Source organism: Flavobacterium coralii, from assembly GCF_019891545.1.
Lineage (GTDB): Bacteria > Bacteroidota > Bacteroidia > Flavobacteriales > Flavobacteriaceae > Flavobacterium > Flavobacterium coralii.
Genome location: NZ_JAHDIU010000010.1, coordinates 1 through 12030, shown reverse-complemented (window position 1 = coordinate 12030; position 12030 = coordinate 1). Strand labels below are relative to the sequence as shown.

Below are 12030 nucleotides of genomic sequence, written 5' to 3'. Positions count from 1 at the left end.
TATGGATTTGCATTACGGGGCGGTATAGCATCCTGCTGATTTTAAAATAAAATGAAACTATTATCTTTGCCCTCATGAAATGGCTTACCAATCTTTTTAAGAAAGAAGCACAAGAAGAAACAGACCCGATGAAGAAATATCTTATTGCAGGGCTGGGCAACCCCGGTGCCGAATATGTAAATACACGCCATAACATAGGCTTTAAAGTACTGGACAGGCTGGCACAACAGGAAGGCTCCGATTTTAACACCGCCAAACTGGGCGCAATGGCAGAAGTAAAACTAAAGGGCCGTACAGTTTACCTGCTCAAGCCCAATACGTATATGAACCTTAGCGGCAAGGCCGTAAAATACTGGCTCGACCAGGAAAAAATACCTTTAGAAAATTTGCTGGTTGTTACTGATGACCTTAACATACCTTTCGGCACCATACGCATTAAAGCCAAAGGCAGCGATGGCGGGCATAACGGCCTTAAAAGTATTCAGCAGGTACTTACTACTACTGAATATGCACGCTTTCGTTTTGGCATTAGCGATGCTTTTAAAAAAGGGCAGCAGGTCAACTATGTTTTAGGTGAATGGGATGAAGAAGAAAAAGCAAAACTTTCGGAAAGGCTTGACATCTCATCTGAAGCAATAAAATCTTTTGTACTGTCAGGGCTGCCTAATACAATGAGTAGTTTTAACGGCAAGTAACCTGCTGTAGCCCAAAATAAAAAAGCGGCCCGAAAAACTTCGGGCCGCTTTTTTTCAAACTTTACATTATCTAATTTACTATCACTTTCTTTGTAACGCTCCTTTCACCATCCTGCAGGGTAACAAGATAAACTCCTGCTTCTGCATTTCCGAGTGAAACAACCTCTTCCGTTTGCGCGGTATATTTCTGGTTCACCAGCTGCCTTCCCCTTATGTCATGTACTGTTACAAAAACATCATTTTGACCGTTTGGAATATATTGTATTGTAAAGTTTCCGTTGTTAGGGTTAGGATATAATACAAAATCTGTAGTCTGCTTTTGCCCGTTAGCAAGTGGTGCCTGCTGTACAGTGCATATAGTAAGGCTCCAGTTGTTAATAGCACCGCCATCTGCCGCAAAACTGTCAGATACCTGCAACGTCCATACACCCGCTGCCGGCTCACCGTTTAATACAGAGAGCGCTTCATCCGGTGCAATAATACCCGATATAGCAGGGTTTATACCGCAATTAAGCGGATTTCCGTCATCATCAAACGTAGCAAAAACATTATCCTGGTCGCCACACTCATCGCTGAAAAGCTGAACTGTTGTACCCTGCGGGCTAACCAGTACCGCGGTAAGGTCGGTTACCCAGGTATGGGTAATATCAAGATTTACACTAATTTTTTGTACAGAACCATCAGCCGTAAGCGCCAGTACGGAACTTACATCTCCTGCATTCTCGTCGGGAATTACAACAGGCACATCGGCAGAGGTATATTCATTACACTCGGTTATGCCGGTTATAAACATATTCGCCTCACCATAGCTCCCCGCGCAGCCTTCGTTCAGAGGGCGCACCCGCCAGTAGTATATGTTAGCCTCCTCAAGCAGCGCTGTATAACTCGTTTCCTGAATTGTGGCAGTAGCCACAATATTTTCAAACGCTTCGTCACCGGCAACCTCTATTTGATAGCCGGTTGCATTTGCAGCAGCTGTCCAGTTAAAAGCTACTTGGTTAAATACTGCATTATCACCGTTGGCAGGTGCCGTAAGTGTAATAGTCCCAAAATTGGTATCAAGCAGGTCGAGATATACATTGGCTGCTTTAATAACGCTGCCGGAAGTTGCCAGCACATTTAATGTGTAAAGGCCGGGAGACGCACTTTCAGGAGCGGTAATGGTCATGGTTACCAAAGTTCCGTCAGCGGTTGCGGTTGCAGGGTTAAAAATAACGGTAGAGCCTTCCGGGTTACCCGTTACTGAAAATACAGCTGTACCACTAAAGCCTGCATAAGCATTATAAAGAAACGTAAAGCTGGTTTGTGTGCCAACGCAGCTTGTAATGTTTTGCTGCCCCTCAACAGTTATTGCCATGGTTTGTTCGGGTGCGCCAATGGTAAAGTTACTGTTGCCTAAGTCGTAAAAAATATTTTCATGCCCCTTAACCATAATCCGGTTATTGGTGCCTGTACTGTTAGGAATGGTTACTATTTCTGTTCCGTCATTTGGTACTTTAGATGCCAGTATTACAGGATAGGTAAAACCTCCGTCTGTAGAAAGGTATATATCAACATAAGGTGTGTTCACACCATTGGCTGTAGTCCCGGCTACATTCCATGTTACACTATGGTTGCTGCCCGCAAGCCACGAAACATTATTATTAGGCGATGTAACCGCAAAAGGCCCCGCACTACCAGATACATTTACCTTCATAAAATCAGTTACTACCTGACCACCCAAAATATTATTATCGCGCACGGTAAAAGCAAAATTATATTCGCGCGCTACATTGGCAATAACTTCCCATGTCGGGGTAAGGTTATTATTCAGCACTTCTTCTATATCCGGCATAAAGCGTTGCGGCACTTCTTTGCTTGGTAATGATCGGAAGTTTGGCCCCTCATCCGATTCAGGTACCGGGGGCTGCTCGCTTATTTCGTTATCCATCTGTTCCCAGTTGTAGGTCATAGCATCATTATTGGCATCTGTTGCGTTACCCGAAAGTATAAATGCAGTGCCGCGCGGAATGGTATAATCAGGGCCTGCATCAACAACAGGCGGAACATTGCCTGTTACTACGCTTTCGGCACAGTTGCCCCCCGTACTTATAAAAGCCGACATTTCGGCAATGCTGTTGGCATGAAAGTGGGCATCGCTATTGCTCTGCACGTTAGGCGGACAAATACCTGCATAGGCCATTATGGTTGTACCACTGCCCGGTTCATAGGCATTCTCGTTGCTCCTGTTGCCACTGCACGAATTATTAAAGCTATGGTTACCGCCAAACTGGTGCCCCATTTCGTGCGCTACATAATCTATATCAAACGGGTCGCCCACAGGAGAAGGCAAGCCTGTAATACCTCTGGCCTTGCTGCCGGAACACGGCGAGAACAGCTGGGCTACGCCACCGCCACCTGTACTTACCGTATGGCCTATATCGTAATTATCAAAACCAATTACCTCATCTATAACCTCCTGGCTTTGGTCGAGCAGTACAAAGCCTTCGTTTTCATTGTTAAATTCATCCGATTCTATAAATATTAGTTCATCATTGTTCGGAATCAGTTCTAATGTTATAGAAAGGTCGCGTTCATATACACTGTTAACCCTTGTAACAGTAATATTCATTGCGGCAAGTACAGCGGCCTTCTGCTCTTCAAGTGGTGCGGCTGTAAGGCCTGCTGCATTTATATGAAATGCCGCATACTCTATAGTACACGCCATTGCAAGGCGGTAGGTGCGCAGCACTCCATCGGTAGATTGTGCGCTTAATGGCGTAAAGGCACTTTTGGTATTGGGTTCGGATGTATCGGTAACACCACAGTGAAAGGAACGCGATGTACTCAAGCCTTCACGCTTGTACACAATATAGTATTGTAAATCTGTTGTATATGGGTCGGTGTAAGTGGTACCGCCTGTAGCCAGTGCCATATTATGAAGCCCAAATGGTGTAACGCTAAAGCGTATTGTAGCAGCAGCTTCTTCTATTCCCTGCCCCACATAGCTTTTTATACCGGGATATTTAGCTGATAATGCAGCATCCATAACCGGAGCCTCATAAATCCGATATTGTTTTATTACGCCATCAGCATCAGGAAAGGGCAGCACAAGCTGGCTTATCCCGCCGCTACCCCTTAAAGGTGCCTGCTGTAATAGCTGCTTAAGGTTATTTAAGTTTAAATGGTAGATTGTAAAATGCTTCGGCACAGATGCCCTCTCCAGCTTTTGAAGCCCCGAAACACCTTTATCGGAAGCGCGCTCCCAAAGGTTCTGCTGCGCCACAGCCGGAAGTAATGCCAGGAGGCAAATGGTTAAAAGTAGTTTTCTGATCATGTTTCCCGTTTGTTAAAGTTCACGAATATAATAAATTATGACATGCCTAATGCTTTGGCAATATGATATAACAGCATAAAGTTTAAATGTTAAATTTTTGTTTGGCTTTAAATTTGTATTTTAGTAAACATTAAAACAACCGTATGAAAAACTTTGCTGTTTTAAGCCTTGCCCTTTTGCTTGCATCCTGTGCGGGCCAGAACCTGCAGCAGGCACTGGATAAAAATAACACCTCGCAAACCTGCCCGGAAACGGGGAGCTGTACCGTAGAAATTATGCGTAATACCACGTTAACAATTAAAGATGATATTGAAGGCAAGTTTTATTATAAAACAGAGCGTAATACAGATTTTACTGTTATACGGTATAAGTATGTAAAAGATACCAATCCGGCACTGGCAGATGCAGGCTATACCGAAGAGGTAGTTTTTGAAGTAGATAACAACACTAAAACTTTAAGCTATACCGGCAAGGATATGCAAAAAACAAACATGCTTCTTGGTGTGATGTGTTTTTGCAAAGGCAAAGCCGGTTTTTATAAAGTTGAAGGCGGCAGTATTGATTATAAAAATGAAAAACTAATTATAATGCTTCCTGATATTGTAGAAGGGCAAAAGCTTAAGGACATTAGTATTTCTTTTTAATAACAAAGGCGCTTTAAAAGCGCCCCTGTTATAAATTCATTTTGTCTTATTGAATTACAATTTTACGTACTGCCCTGGCAGCACCATCGCTAACTGAAACCAGATATACACCCGACTGTAAATCCTGTGCATTTACAGTTGCTGTAAACACACCCCTGTTTTCATATTGCTTTTGGTAAACCTCACGCCCTCTCATATCATATACCGCAACAGTTATATTGCTTTCACCGTTAGGTGTGAATGAAACTGAAAAAGAGCCATTGTTCGGGTTTGGATATACAGTAAGGTCGCTCAATGAAACATCATTAGTGCCCGCAGTCCCCTGCCTGCAAATATTTAAAGACCATGCGTTTAAAGTACCTGTGTCATTTTCTGCACCGTCTCCGTAAAGCAGCGTCCACGTACCCTCAGCTTCCTCGCCGGCAAAACCTGCAAGCTGCTCTAAAGGCAAAACTATACCTGTAGTAGGCGAAGTACAGTTTATTGCGCTACCCTCATCACTAAAGGTTACATTAAGGTCATCCTGGCTGCCGCAGTTCCCAAAATAAAGCGGAATTATTGTCCCGGCAGGGCTTTGCATCAACAACGCCAAATCCTGAATATAGGTATGGGTAATATCAACGCTTACTTCTACCGACTGTACCAGTCCCTCGTCAGTAATTTCAATTTCTGATACTGAGTAAACTGTTCCGTTATCCGGTATCGGAGCATTGGCTATATTTTCATAATCAGCACAAATGGTAGTAACTTCAACACCCACAGAAAAAGCTTCATCATTCACGGCATAAAAGATATTGCCCGCCCCTTCAATCATTATACGGCAAAAAGGAGCCGATAAGTCAGGAACGGTAATTGTTTCGCTACCGTCATTAGGCGTGTTAGCTGCCAATACGGTATCAAAAGTAAGCCCCGCGTCTGTTGAGAGTAATATGTTTACATTAGATGTATTCACATTATTGGCTGTTGTGCCTGCAACATCCCATGTAATGGTCTGCTCACTGCCACCTTCCCAGGTAATGCCGCTTTCATTTTGGGATAATACCCTGAAAGGCCCTGCATTACTGCTTACAGTTACATTTATGTTTTCACGGCTTGTCTGCCCCCCGTTAGGTGTCTGGTTGTCGCGTACCGTAAGTGCAAAGTTGAACACACGCCCAAGTGAAGATGTTACCTCCCATGTTGGTGTTAAATTACCGGCAAGTACACTTTCCAGCGCAGGCATATATCGGTTCGGCGATAAAGACGGCGGCAGCGAACGGAAGTTCGGGCCGCTGGTATTAAATGGGTCAGGCACTTCATCTACTGTGGTGAATGAACCATTGGCATTGGTTTGCTCCCAGCAATAGGTAAGCTCATCACCATCGGCATCGGTAGCGTTACCCCTCAATACAAAGGCGGTTGCGCGTGGTATCGTATAATTAGGTATATCTGCAATTACAGGAGCCGAATTGCCGTTAGGTGTTTCAACAGGGCAGTTGCCACCGGCGCCATTTATAAAATTTTCCATTTGTGCTATACTCACTGCATGGAAATAATCATCAGAATTATTCTGCACGTTAGGCGGGCTGATACCTGCATAGGCCATTATAGTGCTTCCGCTGCCCGGCTCTACCGCTGTTGGGCCATTACGCTGAAATGAATTATTAAAAGTATGCGATGCGCCAAACTGGTGCCCCATTTCGTGGGCTACATAGTCAATATCAAACGGGTCGCCAACGGGTGCAAAGCTGCCTGTTACGCCACGAGCCTTATCAGAGGTACACACACATGCAAGAGAAGCAAGCCCCCCGCCGCCTGTAGATACCACGTGGCCAATATCATAATTGGTAAAGCCTATTGCATTGTTTATCACAGTCTGTATCTGGCTAATCAGCGTACCGGCATTATCATTGGCAAGATTGTCTGATGTTATGTATATGATATTTTCGTTATTGGGTACTATCTCCATTGTAATAGCCATATCCCTTTCATATACCCCGTTAACGCGGGTCATGGTAACATTCATGGCAGCCAGCACGGCAGCCCTTTTTTCGGCTGTTGAAGCATTATTAAGTCCCGCAGCATTAACATGAAAAGCTGCATACTCTACAGTACATGCCATTGCAAGGCGATATGTACGCAAAATACCGTCACTCGCATTAACCGACATCGGCTGTCGCTGTGCAGTGTCTTCTTGCTGCATCTCCTCATTCACAAGGCAGCCGAAGTTACGCGGGCCTTTCAGGTTTTCACGCTTGTAGGCAATATAGTAGTTACCATCTTTCGTGTAAGGGTCTATATAAGATGTGCCCTGTGCAGAGAACATCATGGCGTGCAGCCCGAAAAGTGTTATACTGAAACGTATGGAAGACGAAGGGCTTTCAACACACTGCCCCGCATAGCTTTTTATATCCGGGTGCTGCGCAGCAAGATCTGGGTGCATAACTGATGCCTCAAATATCCTGAAATGCTTTATGTTACCATCTCCGTCAGGAAACGGCACAATTACAGAAGAACCTGTAAAGCTGCCCCTTTGCGGTGCGCCTTCAAGAGCTGCTTTCAGCGCAGTAACGTCAAGGCTGAAAACAGTACTCTTGGTAGGATAAGATACCCGTTCTGTTTTCCCGGCAGTTGCCAGTTTTTCCTTATCGGCTCTGTTCCAGAAGTTTTGTGCAAAGCTGTTGGCAAACAACATGACCATGCAAACAACAAGTAAACTTTTACGCATATTTTATTGTTTTTAAAAGAATTACTAAATTATTAATTTATGTTTTATTAAAAGCCACACCGTAGCAATATTTATAGATAAAAGCTGAAATATCACAATTTTATGCAAAGAAAGGCTGTTAAAATAAGAACGGTTACTACTATATACGGCAAAAGGGTAATCTGCAGATTAAAAACAGGTGCATTTCTCTTCATTTTAAAAACAGATATTTAAATTTGCTGTTCAAAACTTTTCAGTTTGAAAATATACAATTCCATACAAGAGTTCGCGCCATCAGGAAAAACAACCGTTACCCTTGGCACTTTTGACGGCGTGCACAAAGGGCATAAAACAATCCTGGATAAGCTGCTTAACAGCAGCAGGGCTTCAGGACATGAAAGCGTGGTGCTTACATTCTTTCCGCACCCGCGCATGGTGCTGCAGCAAAACAGCGATATAAAACTGCTGAATACTATGGCTGAAAAAGCGGCGTTATTGGAGGATTACGGAGTAGAAAACCTTATCATCCATCCGTTTGACCATGCCTTTTCGCGCCTTACTGCCGAAGAATTTGTAAAGGACATACTTGTAGGAAAGCTTAATATCAGCAAAATAATTATAGGCCACGACCACCGCTTTGGGCGCAACCGCACCGCCACCATTACCGACCTGCTTCAGTTTGGGGAAGAATATGGTTTTGAAGTCGAGCAAATTTCGGCTTTAGAGGTAAACGAGGTTTCTGTAAGCTCTACCAAAATACGCCACGCCTTGGAAAGCGGCGATATAACTACCGCCAATGGATATCTGGGCTATAATTATTTTTTAACCGGCATTGTGGTTCAGGGCAGGCAACTTGGGCGCACTATCGGTTTCCCCACAGCTAACATACATATAAAAGAAGATTATAAGCTGATACCTGATAACGGCGTATATATTATCAGTAGCAAGATAGACGGCGAAACAGTGCAGGGCATGATGAATATTGGTGACAACCCTACTGTGGGCGGTACAGAGCGCACCATAGAAGCTAATTTTTTTGATATAGATAAGAACCTGTATGACACTGAGCTTACAATAAGCCTGCACAAAAGGGTGCGTGACCAGGTTAAGTTCCCCTCTGTTGACGTTTTAAAGATGCAGCTTGAGCAGGACAAAGCTGCGGCGCTTGATTACTTTAAACAATCTGACTAATGAAAAACCGCCTTTTTGCTGAAATTGACAATGCACCTTTAGTAATTTTCAGGATATTCTTTGGTTTCCTGCTGGCCTGCGAAACCTATGGCGCCATTCTTACAGGCTGGGTTAAGAGTAATTTTATAGATCCTGAATTTACCTTTTCGCATATAGGTATGGACTGGCTGCAACCCCTGCCGGGCAATGGCATGTATTACTACTTTATTGCTATGGGAACGCTGGGGCTGCTGGTAATGCTGGGTTATAAATACCGGCTGTCATTGGGGTTGTTTACCCTGCTCTGGACAGGTGTTTACTTTATGCAAAAAACATCTTATAATAATCATTACTATCTGCTGGTACTTATCTGCCTTATCATGCTGTTCCTGCCCGCGCACAGGTATGCCTCTTTAGATGCAAAGCAAAACCCTGCCCTGAAAAAACTTACTATGCCTGCCTGGTGCTCGCTGGTTATGATAGTGCAGGTAGCCATAGTATATTTTTACGCTACTATTGCCAAGTTCTACCCCGGCTGGCTTACAGGCACATTTACTAAAAACCTGCTTGATGCCAGTACAAGCGGCTTTTTTCATGAAATAGCCATTAAAAAATGGTTTTATCTTTTTATTGCTTATGCAGGTATCGCATTCGATCTCTTGGTAGTACCGTTGCTGCTTTACAAGCGCACCCGCACCTGGGCGCTGGTAGCCTCATTGATTTTTCATATATTTAATTCCATAACTTTAGAGATAGGCATATTCCCTTATTTCGCATTAAGCTTTGCGGTGTTCTTTTATCCGCCGGAGACGATGCGGAAGATATTTTTCAGGAAAAAGCCTGCTGTAGAATCATACGGAGTTACTACAGAAGGTAAAAACATACTGTGGTATTTTTTTGTACCTTATATGATAATACAGCTCTTACTGCCCATAAGGCATCATTTTATTAAAGGGGACGTTTTATGGACGGAAGAAGGACACCGCCTTAGCTGGCGCATGATGCTGCGCAGCCGTAGCGGCTTCACTACCTTCAGGGTTATTAACAAGGCAAATAATGAGCAACTGCCCTACCGCCTTGCAGACGACCTTACGCAGAAACAGATAAACAGCATGGACACCAAGCCCGACATGATATGGCAGATGGCGCAGCGCATAAAGCAAAAGTATAAGGAACAAGGGGTTGATGTAGCGGTATATGCCAATACAAAAGCAGGCATTAACGGAGAACGCTATAAAACACTTATAGACCCTGAAACCGACCTTGCCGCTGCTGAATGGGATTACTTTTTCCACTGCAACTGGGTGCTGCTTTATGATGAAGAAGGCAATGTAATTCAGTAACTTATCTTACACTTTTAATCATACTTCTTTTATTAAAGTTTTATTAATTGATATTCACCTTTTCTATTTTATAGCTAAATTCGGGTATAAATCTTTTACAAAAAAAACCTTTGCGCAAAAGGCAGGTAACTAAGTAACTGTAAAATAATTTATTAAACGAACGATAACCTAAAAAACAGAAAAGCTATGAAAGTGTCGAGGATAGTAATTAACGGCTTTATTATTTACATAGGCATTGCACTATTCTTTGTGATAATGGAAGCATTAGGCCTCTCAGACCAGATTTACCTGAGGCTCGTAAACTTTGTATTTGTAATTTATGGTGTTAACCGCACTATAAAGCAGGATTATAACGATGGCACCTATGGCTACTTCACCAATCTTGGCTCGGCATTCCTAACCGCCTTTACCAGCCTTGTGCTTACCCTGGTAAGTTTTCTTATATATGTAGAGGTACAGGGGGGCGAAGCCTATCTTGACCGTTATGTAGCCAGCTATATTTTTGGCGGCGACCCATCATTACCGCAATTTGTTATGGGGCTTATGATAGAAGGGCTTGCGGCCTCTGCCATAGTATCTTTTGCACTTATGCAATGGTGGAAAGACAAGGTGGAAAAAATTAACCAGGTAGATGATGCCGACCACACCAACCAAAACACATAACAGCTTAATGCGGTAGTTATAGCGGAATTTGCTACTTTTGGAGCAACAATAAATTTCCGTTATGAGTATAACAAGGCACAATTGGACGAAAGAAGAAATAATTGAGCTATACAACCAGCCGCTTATGGACCTGCTGTACAGGGCCGCAACCGTTCACCGCGAATATCATGACCCTAATGTAGTGCAGGTTTCTACACTGCTTTCTATAAAAACAGGGGGCTGCCCCGAAGATTGCGGCTATTGCCCGCAGGCTGCGCGCTATCATACCGATATAGAGGGGAACGACCTTATGAGCGTTCAGCAGGTAAAGGCACAGGCGCTTCGCGCTAAGTCTTCAGGCTCATCACGTGTTTGTATGGGCGCTGCCTGGCGAAATGTAAAAGACGGCCCTGAGTTTGACCAGGTACTGGAAATGGTCCGTTCCATCAACAAGCTGGATATGGAAGTATGCTGCACACTGGGCATGCTTACCGAAACACAGGCTAAAAGGCTTGCAGAGGCAGGTTTGTATGCCTACAACCACAACCTTGATACATCTGAAGAATATTATAAAGAGGTAATTTCTACCCGTGGTTATGAAGACCGCCTTAAAACCATAGAGAATGTAAGGAAAACCAACGTTACTGTTTGTAGCGGGGGGATTATAGGCATGGGCGAAAGCACAGAAGACCGGGCAGGCATGCTGGTTGCGCTTGCATCGTTAAACCCACAGCCGGAGTCGGTTCCTATTAACGCGCTTGTAGCGGTAGAAGGGACCCCGATGGAAGATGAAAAACCGGTAGAGATATGGGAAATGATACGCATGGTAGCCACTACCCGCATTGTAATGCCGCAAACACAGGTAAGGCTTTCGGCAGGGCGCACGCAAATGAGCCGCGAAGGTCAGGCCATGTGCTTTTTTGCAGGTGCCAACTCTATCTTTGCAGGCGACAAGCTGCTTACCACCCCTAACCCGGATGTGAACGAGGATATGAAAATGTTCGAAATGCTTGGGCTTATTCCGCAAAAGCCATTTACCAAAGTATCGCAACCGCAAACGGTGGAAGCAGAAGAATCGCAATACCAACCGCTTGGCGAAAAGCCAAAATGGTCGAGGCCCGCACATAAAATCGAAAGAAACCTGAAGGCTTCAGGGAAAAAATAACGTTGATTTAGAGCTAAACCCTAAAGGCTGCCGAATGGCAGCCTTTTTTGATTTTTATTGTTAATTATGCATGTACCAGTGCAGGTTTAACATAATTTAACACCGAACGCATTCATCTTCTTAAGATAATGTTATATTTGCCTATATATTGCTCATTAACCCATAGACCATGAAAAAATTATACTTTGCTGCCATATTGGCCTTATTGAGCCTTGCCGAAAGCACGGCCCAGCAGGACCCTCATTACACACAGTACATGTACAACATGAACGTGATCAACCCGGCCTATGCCGGATCAAAGGAGAACCTTGCCTTCGGCTTGCTTTACCGCGCCCAGTGGGTAGATGTGGAGGGGGCACCCACCACAGG

Annotated in this window: 9 protein-coding genes; 7 read left to right on the top strand and 2 right to left on the bottom strand. The window is 44.0% G+C overall.

What is annotated here, in order from left to right:
* Window positions 1–74: 74 nt before the first annotated feature.
* Window positions 75–695 carry an aminoacyl-tRNA hydrolase gene (pth, locus tag KJK34_RS12995; protein ID WP_223054325.1) on the top strand — a complete coding sequence of 207 codons (621 nt, stop codon included), beginning with the start codon at window positions 75–77 and terminating at the stop codon, window positions 693–695.
* Window positions 696–765: 70 nt separating this feature from the next.
* On the opposite strand, the gene KJK34_RS12990 is transcribed toward pth, so the two are convergent.
* Entirely contained in the window at window positions 766–4011 is a 3246-nt protein-coding gene (locus KJK34_RS12990) for a reprolysin-like metallopeptidase (RefSeq protein ID WP_223054324.1), read from the bottom strand.
* A 143-nt stretch (window positions 4012–4154) separates the two neighbouring features.
* On the opposite strand from KJK34_RS12990, the gene KJK34_RS12985 reads away from it, so the two are divergent.
* Window positions 4155–4655: a hypothetical protein gene (locus tag KJK34_RS12985; protein ID WP_223054323.1), complete on the top strand. Its 501-nt coding sequence runs from the start codon at window positions 4155–4157 to the stop codon at window positions 4653–4655.
* Between the two features lie 46 nt (window positions 4656–4701).
* Here KJK34_RS12985 and KJK34_RS12980 read toward each other — a convergent pair whose 3' ends face one another.
* A complete protein-coding gene (locus KJK34_RS12980; RefSeq protein ID WP_223054322.1) occupies window positions 4702–7362 on the bottom strand; it encodes a zinc-dependent metalloprotease family protein in 2661 nt (886 codons plus the stop codon).
* 237 nt (window positions 7363–7599) lie between these two features.
* On the opposite strand from KJK34_RS12980, the gene KJK34_RS12975 reads away from it, so the two are divergent.
* From KJK34_RS12975 to KJK34_RS12955, 5 genes are all read left to right on the top strand, one after another.
* Window positions 7600–8532: a bifunctional riboflavin kinase/FAD synthetase gene (locus KJK34_RS12975; RefSeq protein WP_223054321.1), complete on the top strand. Its 933-nt coding sequence runs from the start codon at window positions 7600–7602 to the stop codon at window positions 8530–8532.
* Window positions 8532–9854: an HTTM domain-containing protein gene (locus KJK34_RS12970; protein ID WP_223054320.1), complete on the top strand. Its 1323-nt coding sequence runs from the start codon at window positions 8532–8534 to the stop codon at window positions 9852–9854. Before KJK34_RS12975 ends, KJK34_RS12970 begins: the two co-directional genes overlap by 1 nt.
* A 186-nt stretch (window positions 9855–10040) precedes the next feature.
* On the top strand, window positions 10041–10517 hold the full coding sequence (locus tag KJK34_RS12965; protein WP_223054319.1) for a hypothetical protein: 477 nt from the start codon (window positions 10041–10043) through the stop codon (window positions 10515–10517).
* A gap of 61 nt (window positions 10518–10578) precedes the next feature.
* Entirely contained in the window at window positions 10579–11661 is a 1083-nt protein-coding gene (bioB, locus tag KJK34_RS12960; RefSeq protein ID WP_223054318.1) for a biotin synthase BioB, read from the top strand.
* A 169-nt stretch (window positions 11662–11830) separates the two neighbouring features.
* Window positions 11831–12030, top strand: a 200-nt coding sequence (locus KJK34_RS12955) for a type IX secretion system membrane protein PorP/SprF (RefSeq protein WP_223054317.1), incomplete at its 3' end; no start/stop codon positions are given.

Bases quoted from the DNA above. Each gene is read 5' to 3' on its own strand.
- pth (WP_223054325.1), top strand. From the start codon at position 75: ATGAAATGGCTTACCAATCTTTTTAAGAAAGAAGCACAAGAAGAAACA.
- KJK34_RS12990 (WP_223054324.1), bottom strand. From the start codon at position 4,011: ATGATCAGAAAACTACTTTTAACCATTTGCCTCCTGGCATTACTTCCG.
- KJK34_RS12985 (WP_223054323.1), top strand. From the start codon at position 4,155: ATGAAAAACTTTGCTGTTTTAAGCCTTGCCCTTTTGCTTGCATCCTGT.
- KJK34_RS12980 (WP_223054322.1), bottom strand. From the start codon at position 7,362: ATGCGTAAAAGTTTACTTGTTGTTTGCATGGTCATGTTGTTTGCCAAC.
- KJK34_RS12970 (WP_223054320.1), top strand. From the start codon at position 8,532: ATGAAAAACCGCCTTTTTGCTGAAATTGACAATGCACCTTTAGTAATT.
- KJK34_RS12965 (WP_223054319.1), top strand. From the start codon at position 10,041: ATGAAAGTGTCGAGGATAGTAATTAACGGCTTTATTATTTACATAGGC.
- bioB (WP_223054318.1), top strand. From the start codon at position 10,579: ATGAGTATAACAAGGCACAATTGGACGAAAGAAGAAATAATTGAGCTA.